Annotated in this window: 17 protein-coding genes; all 17 read left to right on the top strand. The window is 69.1% G+C overall.

The annotated features are described in order from the left end of the window. Nucleotides 1–39: 39 nt before the first annotated feature. The 17 genes from ACWDAG_RS07505 (at nucleotide 40) to ACWDAG_RS07425 (ending at nucleotide 16,897) form a co-directional block, all read left to right on the top strand. Nucleotides 40–720 (top strand): phage tail tube protein, encoded by a 681-nt coding sequence (locus ACWDAG_RS07505; RefSeq protein WP_450694647.1) that lies wholly within the window; start codon nucleotides 40–42, stop codon nucleotides 718–720. A gap of 77 nt (nucleotides 721–797) precedes the next feature. Further along, nucleotides 798–1,280, top strand: a complete 483-nt coding sequence (locus ACWDAG_RS07500) for a hypothetical protein (protein WP_450694646.1) — start codon at nucleotides 798–800, stop codon at nucleotides 1,278–1,280. Next, complete coding sequence (locus ACWDAG_RS07495; RefSeq protein ID WP_450694645.1) at nucleotides 1,223–1,621, top strand: hypothetical protein; 399 nt, start codon at nucleotides 1,223–1,225, stop codon at nucleotides 1,619–1,621. Before ACWDAG_RS07500 ends, ACWDAG_RS07495 begins: the two co-directional genes overlap by 58 nt. Nucleotides 1,622–1,656: 35 nt before the next feature. After that, entirely contained in the window at nucleotides 1,657–5,916 is a 4,260-nt protein-coding gene (locus ACWDAG_RS07490; RefSeq protein WP_450694644.1) for a phage tail tape measure protein, read from the top strand. Continuing rightward, on the top strand, nucleotides 5,916–6,851 hold the full coding sequence (locus ACWDAG_RS07485) for a hypothetical protein (RefSeq protein WP_450694643.1): 936 nt from the start codon (nucleotides 5,916–5,918) through the stop codon (nucleotides 6,849–6,851). Before ACWDAG_RS07490 ends, ACWDAG_RS07485 begins: the two co-directional genes overlap by 1 nt. 11 nt (nucleotides 6,852–6,862) lie before the next feature. Further along, complete coding sequence (locus tag ACWDAG_RS07480) at nucleotides 6,863–7,789, top strand: hypothetical protein (RefSeq protein ID WP_450694642.1); 927 nt, start codon at nucleotides 6,863–6,865, stop codon at nucleotides 7,787–7,789. Next, the gene (locus ACWDAG_RS07475) at nucleotides 7,789–8,895 is read left to right on the top strand and encodes a hypothetical protein (RefSeq protein ID WP_450694641.1); all 1,107 of its coding nucleotides are present in this window, start codon (nucleotides 7,789–7,791) and stop codon (nucleotides 8,893–8,895) included. Before ACWDAG_RS07480 ends, ACWDAG_RS07475 begins: the two co-directional genes overlap by 1 nt. Further along, a complete protein-coding gene (locus tag ACWDAG_RS07470) occupies nucleotides 8,896–9,333 on the top strand; it encodes a hypothetical protein (RefSeq protein WP_450694640.1) in 438 nt (145 codons plus the stop codon). 280 nt (nucleotides 9,334–9,613) lie between these two features. Next, nucleotides 9,614–10,204 (top strand): hypothetical protein, encoded by a 591-nt coding sequence (locus tag ACWDAG_RS07465; protein WP_450694639.1) that lies wholly within the window; start codon nucleotides 9,614–9,616, stop codon nucleotides 10,202–10,204. A 925-nt stretch (nucleotides 10,205–11,129) separates the two neighbouring features. After that, nucleotides 11,130–12,347 carry a peptidoglycan-binding protein gene (locus ACWDAG_RS07460; protein ID WP_450694638.1) on the top strand — a complete coding sequence of 406 codons (1,218 nt, stop codon included), beginning with the start codon at nucleotides 11,130–11,132 and terminating at the stop codon, nucleotides 12,345–12,347. 12 nt (nucleotides 12,348–12,359) lie between these two features. Further along, entirely contained in the window at nucleotides 12,360–12,605 is a 246-nt protein-coding gene (locus tag ACWDAG_RS07455) for a hypothetical protein (protein ID WP_450694637.1), read from the top strand. Nucleotides 12,606–12,852: 247 nt separating this feature from the next. After that, complete coding sequence (locus ACWDAG_RS07450; RefSeq protein WP_450694636.1) at nucleotides 12,853–13,422, top strand: hypothetical protein; 570 nt, start codon at nucleotides 12,853–12,855, stop codon at nucleotides 13,420–13,422. An 89-nt stretch (nucleotides 13,423–13,511) separates the two neighbouring features. Continuing rightward, nucleotides 13,512–13,718 carry a hypothetical protein gene (locus ACWDAG_RS07445; RefSeq protein WP_450694635.1) on the top strand — a complete coding sequence of 69 codons (207 nt, stop codon included), beginning with the start codon at nucleotides 13,512–13,514 and terminating at the stop codon, nucleotides 13,716–13,718. 103 nt (nucleotides 13,719–13,821) lie between these two features. After that, nucleotides 13,822–14,166 (top strand): hypothetical protein, encoded by a 345-nt coding sequence (locus ACWDAG_RS07440; RefSeq protein WP_450694634.1) that lies wholly within the window; start codon nucleotides 13,822–13,824, stop codon nucleotides 14,164–14,166. A 90-nt stretch (nucleotides 14,167–14,256) separates the two neighbouring features. Continuing rightward, the gene (locus ACWDAG_RS07435; protein WP_450694633.1) at nucleotides 14,257–15,159 is read left to right on the top strand and encodes a recombinase RecT; all 903 of its coding nucleotides are present in this window, start codon (nucleotides 14,257–14,259) and stop codon (nucleotides 15,157–15,159) included. 17 nt (nucleotides 15,160–15,176) lie between these two features. Continuing rightward, nucleotides 15,177–15,767, top strand: a complete 591-nt coding sequence (locus ACWDAG_RS07430; RefSeq protein WP_450694632.1) for a hypothetical protein — start codon at nucleotides 15,177–15,179, stop codon at nucleotides 15,765–15,767. After that, complete coding sequence (locus tag ACWDAG_RS07425; RefSeq protein ID WP_450694631.1) at nucleotides 15,764–16,897, top strand: PD-(D/E)XK nuclease family protein; 1,134 nt, start codon at nucleotides 15,764–15,766, stop codon at nucleotides 16,895–16,897. Before ACWDAG_RS07430 ends, ACWDAG_RS07425 begins: the two co-directional genes overlap by 4 nt. Nucleotides 16,898–16,971: the final 74 nt, after the last annotated feature.

Genomic DNA, 16,971 nt, shown 5'->3' with positions numbered 1-16,971 from the left:
CTCGGCACGGGACGCTGCCCCAGAAGTGGGAGCGGACCTGTGTCCCTGACGAAGCCGTCCACGAACAAGCCGGCCACCCAGACCCGATTCCTCCGGCGCGGGATCTCCAAGATCTACTGGCTGAAGAAGGTCAACAACCCGGAGCGGCCGACCCGCACGGAGCTGTCCGAGCCCAACCGGTTCGACCTGACCAAAGCCGTCAGCGACATCGAGGGCTGGGCGCTGGAGAACGAGCCGATCGAGACCCCGGACATGGGCTCGACGTTCAACTCCTCGATCCCGGGCAACGACAAGGCCGACAGCAGCTCGCTGACCTTCTACGAGGACCGGTTCTCCGACGCCATCGAGCAGCAGCTGCCCAAGGGCGCCAAGGGCTACGTCGTGTTCCTGCGCAAGGGCGACATCCCCGGCTCCCGCTCGGTCGACGTATTTCCCGCGCAGGTCGCCACCCGCGCCGCGACGTACTCGACGGGGAACGAGGCGGCTAAGTTCAAGGTCGACTTCACCATCATCGACGAGCCGTCGCTCGATGCCCCGGTGCCCGAGGCGATCGCACCGGTCCCGCTGCCTACCCCGGTCGAGGACTGCGAGGATGACGAGCACGGCCACAGCGGCCACGACCACGGCCATGACCACCAGCACGGTGGTGCGCAGGCCGACGTCACCGTGCTGCGGAGCATCGTGACCGCCGAAAGCGTCCACGACCAGGTCGAGGACTGAGCATGTCGCGCCCTGCACCGGCCAAACGCCCGTCCCCTCCCCGTGCGAGCGCGGAGGAGGGGGCGTGGACGGCAAAGATGGAACGCCTGCGCCTCCGCGCCCTGCCACAGAACAAGCTCCGCATCTGCGACGACGACCAGCTGAAGCAGCGGTTCGAGGACGCCGAACAGGCCGCCCGGCGTGCCCACTTCCTCGCCGAGGCGAACCCCGACGACGAACGGGCCACCCGTAGTTCCGACGAGGCCGCAGCCGCGCTCGAGACAGTACGGGCCGAGCTGGACGACGTCTCCGACTTCCTGACCTTCCTCGCCCTGCCGCGCCCGGTCCTGGAAGACCTGATCGCCGAGCACCCGCCGACCGAGCAACAGGCCGAAGAGGGTTCGCTGTTCAACCCCGACACCTTCCCGCCGGCGCTGATCGCGGCGGCGTCCTTCGACGGCATGAGCCAAGACGAGGCGGCCGAGCTGCTGGCCACCTGGTCGGCCCCGGATGCCGGGCTGCTGTGGGAGGCGGCCTGGTCCGTTCAGCAGGAAAGCAGGGTGGAGCTGGGAAAAGGCTGAGCCGCGACGCGCAGCTGCGGGCCGAGCTGGAGCTGTGCGAGCGATACCGGATCCCGCACTCACAGTTCCTGGGCGGCGACGGCCGGTGGACGCCGCTGGACCGGGCCAAGGCGCTGGCCTGGACCCAGTGGCAGCGGTCGGTGTGCCCCGAGTGCCACACCCGGCTGGAGGAGTGGGACGACCAGCGCGGCGGTGACCCCCACGCCTACGTCACCGACACCCTGCGCTGCCCCGGCTGCGAGCTGATCGAGCAGGAACGCGACCACGTCCCCGCCGACCGCTCCGGCTACGGAGTGAAGATCCAGCTCCTGCCCCGCGCCCAGTACGAACAGCGCCCCTGAACAAATCCCACACGATGTAAGGAGGGCCGCCCGCGGTGGCCGGGTTCACCCTGACCGTGGCGATGCGCGCCGAGGTCCGCGACCTGATCGCGGGAACCCGTGCTGCCTCCGGCCAGATGCGGACCTTCGCCGACCGTACGGATGCCGCGAACCGGTCCTTGGCACGTCTGGACGTCAACGGTGCACGGCTGGCCGGCCAGTTCGCCGCGCTCAACCGCTCCGCCCGCTCCGCGACCGGCGAGCTGAACCGCATCTCCGGCCGCGCCGCAGCCGCGCGAGCCAGCCTGCGCGCTGCCGGGGACGACGGCACCCGGTCGATGTCCCGCCTTGAGCGCGCGGTAGCCGGCGCCAGTAGGCGCGGCATCTCGGCCACCAGCCTGCTCGCGGGCGGGGGGCTGCTGCTCGGCGCGGGCGAGATCGTCGAGGAGGGCAACCGCTACCAGCGGCAGATGAACCTCTTCCGCGCGGTCACTTCCGCCACCGCCGCACAGATGAAGCGTGCCGCGGTCGTCGCGCAGGAACTCGGCGCCGACCTGAGCCTGCCGGGCGCGACGTCAGCGGATGCCGCCGAGGGCATGGTGGAACTGAGCAAGGCGGGCTTTCGCGCCGATCAGTCGATCGACGCCGTCCGCGCCTCCCTCCAGCTCGCCTCCGCGGCCGACGTCAACGCCGCCACCTCGGCCAAGTACTTGGGCGACATCATGGATCAGTACGGTCTCAGTGCTGATCAGGCGTCCAAGGCGTCGGACACGCTCGCGGCCACGGCGAACTCGGCGTCCGGTTCGATCACGGACATCTACTACTCGATGCGGTACGCCGGGCCGGTCGCCAACGCCCTCGGCGTCTCGCTGCAGGACACCGCAGCCGCGGTCGGCATGCTCGGCAAGAGCGGCATCCTCGGACAGACCGCCGGCACCTCGCTGCGGGGGATCTTCGCCAACCTCGCATCCCCCACCCCGCAGATGCGCAGCGCCCTGAAGGACCTGGGGATCGACGCCTTTGACACCCAGGGCAAGTTCCGCGGGCTGCGGGTCGTGATCGACGGCCTGTCCAAGGCCGAACACGCCATGTCCCAGCAGGACTTCGCGGCCGGTGTAACCCGGGCCTTCGGCAAGCCCGCTCTCAGTGGGGCGGTGGCGCTCGCGCACCAGGGCACGGCGTCCTTCGATGACCTGTCGATGGCGGTACGGCAGACCGGCGCCGCGGCGGCCATCACGGCCTCGCGCGGTCAGGGCCTGTCCGGCGCGATGGTGCAGCTGCGTACCCAGGCGCGGCAGACCGGGATCGCCCTGTACCAGGGCATGGCGCCCGGGCTGGAGTGGGTCACCCGGCTGCTGACGCGCGGGATGGCTGGTGCGACGCCCTACCTGACGACCGCGCTGGAGTATGGCCGGCATCTCGCCGTCCTGTACGGGCCGGAGCTGAGGGCGAAGGCCGCCTCCGGGCTCGGCGGCCTGGTCGACGAGGCGAAACGGTTCGTCGGCCCGCTGAAGGAGCTGGGCGAGGACACGCTCGCCACGGGCCTGAACCTGCTGATCAACGCGGCCGAGACGCTCGGCCAGGTGCTGCGCCATGCCGCCGACGGCGCCCAGCCCATCGTGGCCGCCTTCGCTGGCCTCGGCGAGGACGGCGGGGCGGCGGCCGGGACGCTCGACATCATCGCCACGGTCGCCAACGTGGCGATGGATGCCGTCTCCGGCCTGTCCCTTGTCCTCGTGCCGATCGGGCATCTGGTCGGCGGGCTCGTCAGCGCCTTCGGGGGGCTGCCTGCGCCGATCCAGTCCGCCGCCCTGGCCATGCTGCTGTTCCGCCGCGTCCAGCCGACCCTGACCAATATCGCGAACACGGTCAGCGGGCCGGTGCGCAGCGGGTTTCAGAGCTTTGCCCAGCAGATGCGGGTGCAGCAGGCGCTCGCGGCCTCGGCCGGGGTGTCGCTGTCCCGGTACGGCGCCGCGTGGGCCGCCGTGCAGGCGCGGGTCGGGTTCCTCGGCACGATGACGGCGGCCTTCCGCACCGCGAACGGGGCCGGGACCACGTTCTCCGGCACCCTCAACGGTCTATCCCGTGCGGCTGGTTCGGGTCTGCGCTCCGCCCTCGGCGGCGTCACCAACGCCCTCGGCGGCCCGTTCGGCATCGCCATGGCCGGGGTCTCCGTCGGGCTCGGGCTGCTGGCCGCCCGTCAGCAGCGGGCGGCCCAGGCCGCGGCCGAACATCAGCAGCGGATCTCCTCGCTCACCTCCGCTTTGCGTGAGTCCGGCGGGCAGATCGACAGCAACGTGCGCCAGCAGGCTGCCCAGGTCCTGCTGGACACCAAGACCAGCCAGGGCCAGCTCACCAAGGTCCTCGACCAGGCCGGCGTACCGCTCGCGACCCTGACGGATGCCTACCTCGGACAGGGCACCTCGTTGGAGTCGCTGCAGAAGCAGCTGCTGGCCACCGCCAATGCCCACCGCGCCTACAGGGACGTGGCCGCGGGCAAGGCGTCCGTCCTCGACTACACCGACGTCGGCCAGCAGTACAAGGACGCCGCCGATGCCCTCGGCAGCGTCAAGGGCGAGATGGCCGAGTCGATCAAGAACGCGCGCGAGCTGGCGCAGGCCACCAAGGGCACTGGGGACGGCACGTCGGCGTACGACCGGCTGAAGGCCGCGGTCGGCGGCCTGGCCGACGAGACCGCCGACGCCGACACCCGCACCCGCTCCCTCAAGAGCGCCCTCGACCTGCTGTCGGGCGGCCAGATCTCGCTGCAGGCCGCTGAGGCCAAGGTGAACAGCGCCGTCCTCGACCTGCAAGACGGCAGCAAGGGAGTCAACCGCCAGCAGGGCTACGGCAGTCGGCAGTTGGTCAACCAGGACAAGACCCTCAACACCACCACCAGGAACGGCCAGCAGCTCTACACCCAGCTCACCGCGCTCTCGGACGCGGCGGCCGACGCCTCCGTAGCGACGTACGACCTGGCCCAGCGCAACGGTGAGACCCTTCCGGCGGCGCTGGCCAAAGCCCGCGAGCAGATGAGCCGCGCCCGCACCGAGGCGATCAAGGCCGCGCAGGGCTACGGACTGACCCGCGCCCAGGCACAGGGAGTGGCCGACAGCCTCGGCCTACTGCCGTCCAAGGTGTCGCTGCTGCTGCAGACCAAGGGCATGGACAGCACGCTCGCTAACCTGATCGCGGTCCAGGCCGAGTTCCACCGCCTGCCCAACGCCAAGACGATCAAGGTCGACTCGCTGAGCGACGGGGCGCAGGCCAAGCTGCGCGAGCTCGGCTTCACGGTCAAGACGGTGCCGGGCACCCGCCAGATCAAGATCACCGCACCGACCGCTGCCGCCCGTAGGGGCCTCGACGGGCTGATCGACAAGCTCGGCCGGACCCCGAACAGCAAGAACGTCCGCATTTCCGCGCCGAGCGCCGCCGCCATCAAGAGCCTGGAGGCAGTCGAGGCCAAGATCCGGTCCACGCCCGGTGCGAAGTCCGTGATCGTGCGCGCACCGACCGCGCAGGCCCGCAAGGAACTTGCGGCGCTCGGCTTCCGGATCGAAAAGGTGCCCGGGTCGAAGAACGTCAAGGTGACCGTCCCGACCAGTGGACCGCGCAGGGCGGCCGACTCGATCCAGCGGCGCATCGACGCGCTGCGTGGCAAGCAGCTGACGGTCACCACGCGCCATGTGTCGATCTTCGACACCTTCCAGGAGCAGAACTCCAAGACCGCCGATGCGCTGCGGCAGCAGGCCGAGAACCTGAGCAAGGGGGCGAACCGTCACGCTGATGGCGCTGTCGTTGACTACTTCGCCGACGGAGGGATCACCGGGCCTCGCCGTGAGCAGCAGGTTGCGCAGATCGCTCCGGCGGGGAGCTGGCGCATCTGGGCGGAGCCGTCCACCGGGGGCGAGGCCTACGTGCCGCTTGCCGCCTCCAAGCGTGAGCGCAGCAAGGCCATCGTGGAGGACGTGGTCGGCCGCTTCGGCGGGCAGGTCGAGTGGTTTGCCAACGGCGGTGTACGCGGCGGCCGCGACTACAGCCCGGTGCTTGCCAGCTCCTTCAAGCAGGCCCGGACCGCGGACGTCATGGCCGGGGTCGTGCGGGCCTTCGACATTCGCACCGGCGACAACCCGGCCCGCACCCGTGTGGTCGACGCCCGCGCCGGCGGGCGTGTCCAGGTCGTCGTGGTCCGCGAGCAGCAGCCGCTGATCGGCTCGATGCCGGTCACCGTCACCGACAGCTCCGCCACCCCCGAGCAGATCGGCACCGAAATGATGCGCAACCTGCGCAACGCCCAAAGGGGCGGGAGGATTTGATGAGCGCACCCACCACGCAGTCCCCGCCCATCGAGCTGGCCCCGTGGCAGTACGAGATCGGCGGTGTCGTCCTCGGCCGCGGCACCCGCATTCCGGTCGGGAACATCGAAGGACTCGGCTCGCCCGCCACCCGTCCACAGGACGTGGACAACCCGACCGGGGACGGCACCTCGCCGGGCCAGGACTTCTACGGGCCGCGCACCCTGCGCTTCGAGGCTGGCATCAAGACCCCCGGCGACCCTGTCGCGGCCGCCGACCTCCTCGCCCGCCTCGAGCTCGCCGTCGACGAGCCCGCCGCCCGGACCCGGCCGGAGGGGCGGGCGGTGCTGCGGGGCCGCTGGCCGGGCCACCGCACCCGCCGGATGTACGGGCGGCTCCGTCGGATGGAGGCCACCAGCACCGCGACTGCAATCAACGGGTGGATCCCGCTGGACATCGAGTTCGCCGGTCTCGACCCGTGCTGGTACGACGACGAACTGTCCCAGCTCACGCTCGGCCTGGACCAGGCCGCCCGGCACAAGGACGCCGACCGCACCGCCAACCAGGTCCTGTGCGCGCCGCCAGGCTGCGAGCGCGCGGACCCGGACGCCCGGCCCGGCTGGATCACCAACAACGGCAATGTGGCGACCTGGCCCAGCCTCCGTATCCACGGCCCGGTCGCCAACCCGCGCGTCTGGAACACCGTTACCGGCCGCGTCCTCGAACTCGGCCTGTCGCTGCGGGCCGGTGAGTGGGTGGAGCTGGAGACCCGGCCCGGCACCTGCTGGGCCCTGCGCAATGGCACGGTCAACGCCGCGAACGATCTCACCCCGGCCTCCCGCCTCGACCTCTTCGCCCTGCCGCGGGGCCGCTCCGAGATCAGCTGGAGCGGCGACGACCCCACCGGCACCGCCCGCCTCGACGTGTCGTGGCGGTCGGCCTATACCGCCCTGTGAACGGAGCACCAGTGACCCTCGTCCAACCCCCGATGATGGTGCGCGGCGGCCGCCACTCCGCCCGCGCCATGCGCCTGATGATCCGCGACCTCGCGCGTGGCCGGCAGGGCATCGCCGAAGCCGGGGACCTCAAGGTCCGCCCGCTAGAGGCGCCCGGGCCCGGGGTGCGCGTCGGTGACGGCTCCGCCCTCATCCACGGGGTGCGGCCTTGGCAGGGCGCCTACACCCAGAGCAACATCGGTGACGCGGTCGTCGACGTCCCGCCGACCGGGCCGTTCGCCCGCACCGACCTGCTCGTCCTGCGCGTCGAGGACCCCGAGTACGAGGGCGAACGCGACCCGCGCACCGAGGACATCGGCTACTTCCATCTCGTCCAGGGCGTGGACCAGGACGCGAACCTGCTGTGCGGGATGACCGCCATCCCCTTGGCGCGCATCACCCTGCCCCGCCACACGGCCACGGTCACCGCCGACATGATCACCGACCTGCGCCGGCTCGCCAACCCGCGCACCGAGCGGACCCTGCACACCGTGCACCCCGAGGACAACGAGAAGGTGGCCGCTCCGCACGGCCGGTGGGCGAACTGGCCCAAGGAAGCCGCCTGGCAGGTGGACATCCCCAGCTGGGCGACGAAGGCCACCATCGTGGTCACCCTCTCCGGCCTGCGCGCCGAAGCCGGCAACATCTACGCCGAACTGCGCACCCGCCTCGGTGAGCACAACTCCGTGGCGACCGTGGTCGACGACGACGGCACCACCACCCGCCGCTCCAGCGTGACCCTCGCCGACACCCTCACCCTGCCGCCCGCCTACCGGGGCACCCGCCAGCACTTGGGGGTACAGATCAACCAGATCGACAAGTACGGCGACGGCGACCTCACGGTGGCCAAGGGCACCACAGTGACCGCCGACATCGCGTTCACCGAAAGCCCGGTGTGATGGCCGACTACCGCTACATCCTCACGCGCGCCGCCACCGGCGAGGTCCTGCACTGGAACCTGCCCCTGACCGACGTCGAGTTCGGCCCCGAGCGGTCCGGGCCGGGCTCGTTTCACGCGACCCTCAACCCCACGTTCCGCCGTGCCCTGAGCGACATGCTCGACGACGCCGGCGACACGGTGATCCTCGTCGAGCGCAACACGCGGCTGATGTGGGGAGGGCTGCTGTGGCGGGCCGAACCGCAGGGCACCCAACTGCCCGTCGAGGCATCGGGGTTCACCAGCTACCTGCACTGCCGCTTCGACCTGCACGGCAACCTCGACGGCCGCGGCCCCTACATCGACGCCGACCCATGCCAGGTCATCCGAGACGTGTGGGCGTACGCGCAGGAACAACCCGACGGCGATCTCGGCGTGGCCGTGGACGACACGAAATCGACGGCGACGACCGGCACCGCCAAGGACCCCTACACCACTGCCAGGACGGACCCCCGCAACCTGGGGGAGATCGTGGACGAGATGGCCGATGTCGATGAAGGCCTGGAGTGGACCGAGACCGTCACCTGGGCCGGGCACCGCGCCGAGCGGCGCATCGTCCTGGGCGCCCCGCGGCTCGGCCGGAGTCGCGAAGACCTGACCTTCACCACCGGCGCCAACGTGACCGGCCAGCCGCACGTCATCAAGGACGCCGACTCATACGCCCAATGGGCCATCGGCCTGGGCGCCGGTGAAGGCAGCAAGCGCAAGGTCGTCGTCGACGGTGTCCGCAACGGACGGCTGCGCCTGGAACACAAACTGGAGACCAGCGAGAAGGACGAAGCCAAGCTCAAGCAGCGCACCCGCCGCGAACGACTGGCCCGGCAGATCCTGCCGACCCTCACCGAGCTGGAGATCACCGACCACCCCTCCGCCCCCATCGAGGCACTGCGCGTCGGCGACGACGTCCGCATCCGCCTGCACGAACCGCACACCGCCTACGACGGGTGGAACCGCATCGTCGGCTGGACCGTACGCCCCGGCGAAGGAGAGACCCCCGAGCGCGTGACGCTGAAGCTGGAACGCACCCCCAAGCCGGAGGAGAGCGGCGAAGAGACGGAGGCGCCGTAGATGCCGGACACGATTGCCGAACTCGCGCGCCGACTGGCCGCTCTGGAGCGGCGGGTCACCGTCCTGGAGCGGGCCCAGCGCGCGCCGTACCCACCGTGGCGCGACCTGCCGCTGACCGGAGACACGGCAGTCCCCGACACCGCGCAGCCTCCCCAGGTTCGCGCCAACGCGTGGGACACGCTGGAGTTCAGCGGCCGGATCGGACTGCCCGACGGCCAGGCCGTGGACGAGGCATTGATCGCTCTGCTGCCCGAGGGCTACTCGCCCCAGGCACCCCGCACGGTAGCGGTGGCCTCAGATGCGGGGCGTCGTGAACTCCATCTCGACATCACCCCCAAGGGCCAGGTCACCTTGCGGGTCCAGGGTGGCGGCAGCGTGAACGCCACCTGGATCAGCCTCGACAGCGCCTCGTGCCGCACCAGCACAGACGACGAGTAGACGCAGCCCGACTGGCCTGACCGACCCGCTGCAGCCCGTGCATCCTGCCGCTTGACTTACTGCCAACTCCCGTCCGCCAGATTCCAGGTCACCATATAGTGCATAAAGAAAGCAATTCGTAAATAAGAGACGAAGCGTGCCATGAGCTGTCACCTATCGGCTGCTACCTCAAATGATGCTCAGATCGCACAACCTTCCTTGATCTCGTGTGTCAGCGGCGCATACCTTTGTGACCGCAAATCACCCAACTGACCAGCGGGTGAAGATGAGACGGGGAAACATGAACCGCATATCGAAGATTGCTGTGCTCGCAAGTGCAGCGATTCTGCCCATGACCGGGGCCGGGACAGCGTCTGCTGAGCAGGCATCCACGCCGGAAGCTGCTTCGACCGCGTCGGCTTCCATCCCTGACGGTTTTTTCAAGCCCACCGCGAACACCACGGTTAAGCGAACGACTACTGCCACGTCGACGCCGGCAACTCCCAGGGTCGACCCTCCTGGCAGCGAATACAAGGTTACGGACGTCGACGGCCCGAATGATGTTTGCGGCACTACGAGGCTCGAGAGGACCAGCGGTGCCGGTAAGACCACCCTCGTGATGACAGTTTCAAAGTCCGTTTCTGCGCAACTGAGCGGTGAAGTTGCGGTCGCCTACAAGGCGGTGACCGCAAAGCTGGGGTTCAACGTGACCGGTACCGTCACCGTTGAAGACCAGACGCGGTATGAAGTCCCCAAGGGGAAGTTCGGGCACATCGAGGCATACCCCCTGTTCGACATGTACACCTTCAATGTCTCCATTGGAGGCGGCAAAAAGAAGGCAGGCTGGGCAATGAAGCCGGCCGGCGTGTGCTTCAATCAGTGGACCGAATAGACAGACATCCCGAGATCAGAGGGGAACACCGATGACGCGGACGATTCGATGCCTCATCGCCGGTGTCACAGCGGGACTGGTCTGCTCGGCTTGCACGGCACCCGATGCGGGAACCGCCAATCCGTCCAGTTCCCCAGTGGCGGCCGAACTGCTGAAACTCCCCACAGTCCACGTGGCCGGTGACCCATTCGCCGAACTGGATGTCACCCCTCACGAGCCCAGCCGAAGAGCGATCGGCGAGGTGAACCTAGGCAGCGAGAGACTCGTTTTGTACACGGAGGGGAACAAGTGCGGCCTTGTCGCCTTCCCCTCGGGTGCAAATCGAAAACCCTCGTTGCAGCTCCTCACTTCGTGGCCAGAGAAGGACGGTGAGGGAAGTTCACGTCTGCCATTCGGTCCGTACCTGAGGACGTCAGGATACGGGTCAGGTCACGACCCGGCGTGGGCGGAACTTTCTTGTAGCAGAAGTGCCCTCGTCGTCAACTATTCGCCTTCCGGTGCGACCAACCGGACGCAGCACAAAGGATCGGTTTCTGTATCTCGTTCCACCGACGGAAAGCCAGTCTCAATCGTTGCAAGTGAGGCAGAGAACAGAAAGAAGATCCTTTCCGCAGTAGCCTCCCCCTGAGGGCCCAAGGGCTCCGTCACCGGAAAGGTGACGGAGCCCGTACTCGTTCGCGGCCCAGCGCAGCTGCAAAGTCGACGGAGGCGGCAGCCCGTAGGTCCTCATCATCTTCGAGTGACGAGGCGATTCCGAACGACATCGAGGGTGCCCCGCCTGTCACTCGGGTCGTGCGGTCGCGCGGGTAGCATGACCAATGGGTGACCCTCCACTCAACGCTTTGCAGCTAACTCCCGAGGGACCGGACCGCACCGACGGTCCCGGCCGACGGCCATACGGCGCAGGGGAGAAGGCGAAGCGAGCGTGGCAACTCCGTTGAGCGCGGACAGGTTTCTGTCCGTGCTGAAGCATGCGGGCCTCGGCGTCGTCGAACACGGCACGTGGCGTACCCACAACCGCAACCGATACGGCAATTGGGGTCCCGTGAACGGGGTCATGATCCACCACACCGGCCCGTACTCGTCCGAGGCCGACATGGTGGAGCAGTGCCGCGTCGGCTACCACGATCTTCCCGGCCCCCTGTGCCACGGCGTGATTGACCAGTCCGGGACAATCCACCTGGTGGGCTACGGCCGCACCAACCACGCCGGCATGGGCGACACCGACGTGCTGCTCGCGGTCATCGCGGAGAAGAAGAGCCTGCCGCGCGACAACGAGGCCGACACCGACGGCAACCGGCACTTCTACGGCTTCGAGTGCATCAACACCGGCCAACAGACGTGGCCCGCCGCACAGTTGGACGCGATGGCCCGCGCCGCCGCGGCTGTGTGCCGCGCGCACGGCTGGAACGAGCACAGCGTCATCGGCCACAAGGAGTGGCAGCCCGGCAAGCCGGACCCGGGCGGCATCGACATGGACGACTTCCGCGCTCGCGTCGCCCACCACATCGAGGGCGACGGTACGACTCCGGGCACGCCCAAACCGAAGCCCATTCCCAAGCCCAAGCCGTCGCCCAAACCCACTCCGAGGCCGACCCCACGGTACGCCGCCTTTCCCGGCAGGGCCTTCTTCCATGCCGGTCGGTCCTCGCCGGTGATCGAGGCCATGGGCAGGCGGCTGATCGCCGAAGGCTGCGACTCCTACGACACCCCCGCGGGCGCGGTGTGGAACGACGCGCACCGCCGCTCGTACGCCGCCTACCAGATCAAGCGTGGCTACCGCGGCCCTGACGCCGACGGCATCCCCGGCCACGCGACGTGGAACGCGCTGCGCATCCCGCACCAGGCCAGCACCACCGAACCGACGACGACTGAGCCCGAGAAGGAGACCGATCCCGTGCCGCAGGCACTCGCAGACATCGCGGAGCGCACCGTGGCCACCTACGTCCAGTCGCTGCTGGGCCTGATGGCAGCCTCCTCTGCCACCGACCTGGTGTCGCTGTCGGCGTGGCAGGCCGCCGCCGTCTCCTCTCTCCCCGCAGCCCTGTCGGCGCTGAAGTCCACACTCGGCACGGCGCTCGGCCGCACCGGCACAGCCGCCTGGCTGCCGGGCAAGCACGACCCGGCCACCCCCAAGTACTGACCGGAGGTACGCGTGCCCAAGGGAGAGATCGCACTCGCACTCGCCGAACTGCGCAGCGCCCTGGAAGTCGGCCTAGCCCGTATCGACGGCCAGCTGGCGCTTCTCGTGCAGCGCAACGAACAGACCGACAAGGCAGTTGAGGACCTGGAACAGCGGGTCACTGCTCTGGAGAAAGGAAGGTGGCCGTTGCCAACAGTCGCAGTGCTGGCCACCGTCACCGCCGTGGCGCTGACGGTATTCGGACTGATGAGGGGCTGAAACGGAGTCCCGCTGCACGGCGGTGAGTTGTCCGACCGCCTGCTCAAGGAGACAACGGGCACTTCGGAGTGGCTGCGGCGTCTGTGCCCTCCGGGAAGAAGAGTGGCCCCCGCCTGGGCGAGGGCCACTTGGCCCTCTTGGAGAAAGACCACCGCCTACGGTAACAGCGGCCATCGCGACGCCGGTCGGCGCGGTGTGGCTACGCTCGTGCGCCGGCAGGTTCAAGAGGACAGCGGAGGACAGGGCCATGCATCGGCTGAAGCCGTATCTGGTGGGGTACCAGGAGTTCGCTGCCCTGTACGGGGTCGCGCCGCAGATGGTGTCGCAGTGGCTGTCGCCCAGCCGCGGTGTCCTGGATCCGGCGACCGCCATCGTCGTCTCCGGGGTGCGCTACTGGCCGCTGGGGTTTGCATGCCGCTTCGGCACGACCACCGCCCGGCCGAAGCAGTTGAACGTCCGCTACAAGGAACGGCTCATCGCGGAGCAGGGCGAGGGCTGGGAGGCCGACTCCCGCGACCAACTGCCGCCGATCGTCGGCCAGCAGGAGATCATCGAACTGTTCCATCTGCCGTCCCAGGGCACCCTGGCCACGCGGATCGCCGCGGGCAACTTCCCGCAGCATGACTGGCTGCTGTCCGGGTCGGGGCTGTGGCTGCTGGACACGGTGCTCGGTGCGGCGCCCGGGCTGCGGGCGAGCGCGCGCAGCCTGTCCTGGGAGGTCGACGACCAAGTGGCGGCGGCCCTGCGCGGGGGCGCGTATGACGGTCCGGGCTCGAAGGTCCTGACGCGGGGGCGGCATGCACCAAAGGGCCTTTGACCTGCATAAACTCTGTACATTGACCTCGAATGCGAATAAAATATAGGCACATCTTCCCCTAAGGGGTTCATTTGCATAGGAGGCAGATCATGCAGTTCGTGCAAACACCAGCCGGTGACAGCGTCGCCGCTATGGAGGTGAAGGAGGTCCTGGTGATGGAACTCGCCCTGTCGCGCTACGTGCTGGAGCATCCGAATTCCCGTGTCGCCGTCCGCATGCTCGCGGACATCTCCCGCGTCAACGAGGAGCGGGAGGCTCGCATGGAGGATCTGGGGGAGGGTGCCGCCTCCTCCTGACCGGTACTGAGTGAAGTCGCTGCCGTCGTAGCGGGGTTGATCACCGGCCATCCAGGCTGCAAGATAGGTGACATTCTTGCAGGCGTAGCCGAGAGGTGGGGGTATGGAAGGTGTCCAGGACGAGATCCCGGGGCTGGTGATCCACACCGTGCGGCATCCGGACGGCCAGGCGGCCACGATCCAGGCGCAGTTCGAGGCGTTCCACCGGCTCAACCCCTGGGTGCTGCGGGCGCTGGAGAGCCTGACGGCCGACTACCTCAGGCGCGGCGCCGCCCGTGTCGGCATCGGGATGCTCTTCGAAGTCCTGCGCTGGCGCTACGCCACCGCCACGGAAGGCGACGAGTTCCGCCTCAACAACAACTTCCGCTCCCGCTACGTCCGGCTGCTCATCGAGCGCCACCCGGAGTGGGGGCCCGCGTTCGAAGTCCGCGCTCTGCGGACCGACTGAACCAACCCTCTTGGAGACCACCGACCCATGAACCAACCAACCGAACAACCAGCCTCCGACACTGCACAGACTGTCCCCGCACCGCCTGCTGTGGGGACACTGCCCGAACAGGCCGTCGCCCAGAGCGCGATCGTGCTGCGCGCCGACCAAGCAGAGTTCTCCGCACGCCAGGTGGCCGCCCTGGCACTGATCAGCCCCGGCCTCCAGCAGGCCCCCCGCGCGCAGCTGGCGGTGTTCTTCCACTACTGCGTGCGCTCCGGACTCGATCCGTTCGCCCGCCAGATCTACATGATCGGCCGCAAGAACAAGGGCGAGGACCGCGAGGACAACCCGGTCAACTGGACCATCCAGACCGGCATCGACGGCTTCCGCACGATCGCCCACCGGGCGGCCGAGCGGACCGGGGAGCGCATCTCCTACGAGGACACCGTCTACTACGACGCCGACGGCACCGCCCACGACGTCTGGCTGGCACCGGTCCCGCCGTCGGCCGTGAAGGTCACCGTGCTCAGGGGAGCCAGCCGCTTCCCATTCATCGCCCGCTGGAGCGAATTCGCGCCCGAGTACTGGGACGCCAAGCAGAGCAAATACGTCGTCGCCAAGATGTGGCGCCAGATGGGCTCCCACATGCTGCGCAAATGCGCCGAAGCCGGCTCCCTGCGCATGGCCGCCCCGCAGGACCTGTCAGGCGTGTACGTCGACGAGGAGATGGCCCAGGCCGACGCCGAAGTCGTGGCCGGGGCCTCCGAAGAGGCCACCCGCAAGCTGCGTGAGGCCGCCGGCCTTGGGACGAGCGAGGCCGGGAGCGATCCCGACCAGCCCGAAGGCGCGACCGCGGAGGAGAAACAGCCCCAGCCACGCAAGCGCACCCCAGCCCGGCCGAAGAACGAACCGGGTGAACCGGCCTCAGGCGACAAGCCTGCGCCGCGCCGCCCACGCGCCACCGGCAAGAAGACGGCCACCGCGGCCCGCAAGCCGCCGGCCACGTCCTAAACCACGGGGGAAAGACCATGACCAGCACAGACCTGCCGAACCAGATCCTGACCGTTGCCCGCGCGTCCCTGTCGGCACGAACCCGCTGGGACGAGATGCCGGAGCTCCTCGTCTTCAAGCGCCACAGCGACGCCGGCGTGAGCGTCCAGCCGCTACCCATCCCGGACCTGTTGTGGGAGTTGTTCCATCCCGCCGAAGTGATCGTCGCGTCGGCAAGGGCAACCCGCACCACGACCATCGCCGCCGAAGCCGACACCGTCGCGCTGGCTCTGCGCAGCGAAGGGTTCGCCATCACTCCTGACACCAGCCCCCAGGCGGCCGAAGCCATGCGCCGCCGTATGGCCGGAGGTTCAGCTCCCCGCAACGAGGACATCCCCGGGCGGATCGAACAGCGGTGGATCAACGCCGTCGACCGGCACGGCCAGCAGTACCTCGTGACCGCCGACCGGCTCAGCGACGGCAGTGCCGCACCCGCCGTCGGGCACGCCCTTGACGGTAACGAGCGGCTCAGCGGTGCCATCCACGAGGCGCTGGAGGTGTTCTGCCAGACCGTCTGGCCGCAGTCGGCAGCTGCCCCGGCAACCCGCCAGGCGGGAGCCCCCCAGTGACCCTCGTCCAGGAACGACCCGTCAGCCTGTGGCCCGCAGCCCACGCGGCCGACGCACGCCGCCCGCGCTCCCGGCAGACGAAGATCGGCGCCAGCGACACCGTATGTGCACGGCGCGCCGGATACCTCCTGCACGGCCGCACGCCGACCGACGTCGGCGAGAAGCGCAAGGCGATCCTCGGCACCTGGCTGCACGAAGGCGCGCTCGACGCCGTCCGCCAGGAGTACGGATGGATCATCGAACGCCGCGTCGAGGACGACACCATCCGCGGGCACATCGACGCCGTCCAGCTCGATGGCCGTACCGCGGCCCGGCTGCCGAAGCGGCTGCGCCCCAGCCTCCCGGCCGAGGAACTGACCGTGGAGGACGTCAAGACCAAGAGCACCTTCCAGTGGGACTCCATCGTGCGGTACGGGGCCAGCGAAGCCGAGCTCCGCCAAGTCCTGCTCTACGCAGACTTGTTGCGCACCGAGGGGTTCGCCGACATCAAGGGGCAGCGGCAGCTCGCCAGCCTCGGCCCGCTGCCCGTGGGCCGCATCCGATTCCGGTTCCTCAACCGCGACTCAGGCGAGGACCACGTACAGGAGATGCCGTTCACCGCCGAGCGGGCCCGCGGCGCGCGCTGGTGGGTCGACCAGGTGCGCGCCGCCGAGACGCCCGAAGACCTGCCGCGCACCTTCAAGGGGCCGGGCCTGTCCGCCATTTGCGACAACTGCCCCTTCAAGACGGCCTGCTGGGGCCCGGCCGTCGCGGGCCGGAGCCCGCAGAGCCTGCTCATCCACCACGACGCCGAACGGGCGAAGACGCTCGCCGAGTACGTCGACGTGTCCGAGCAGATCAAGCCGCTCAAGGACCGGCTCAAGGAACTGCGTGCCAGGCTCGACGGCGCCGAGGAAGGCGTCTACGGCGATAACGTCCTGTCCTGGAGCGGCGGCAACCCGACCAAGGCCGACGACGTGGACGCCATGGCCGCGCTCTTCCGGCACGCCGGTCTGCCGGTACCGATGACCCCCGACACAGCGGCGATGAAGGCACAGCTGAAGGCAGCCGGCATCCCGGTGCCGGTGCGCCTCGACCATGAACGGCGCACCGCGGTGAGCATCAACGTCACCGTGCGCAAGCAGCCCTGACCCGCATCCCTGCCCAGGGGCAGGGCCGATGCCGGCCCTGCCCCAGCCCCAGCGCGCCTCAAAACTGCACGGAA

The organism is Streptomyces sp. NPDC001157, from assembly GCF_053598255.1.
Note: the sequence above shows the minus strand (reverse complement) of the source record. Positions and strands in the feature narration are given on the sequence as shown.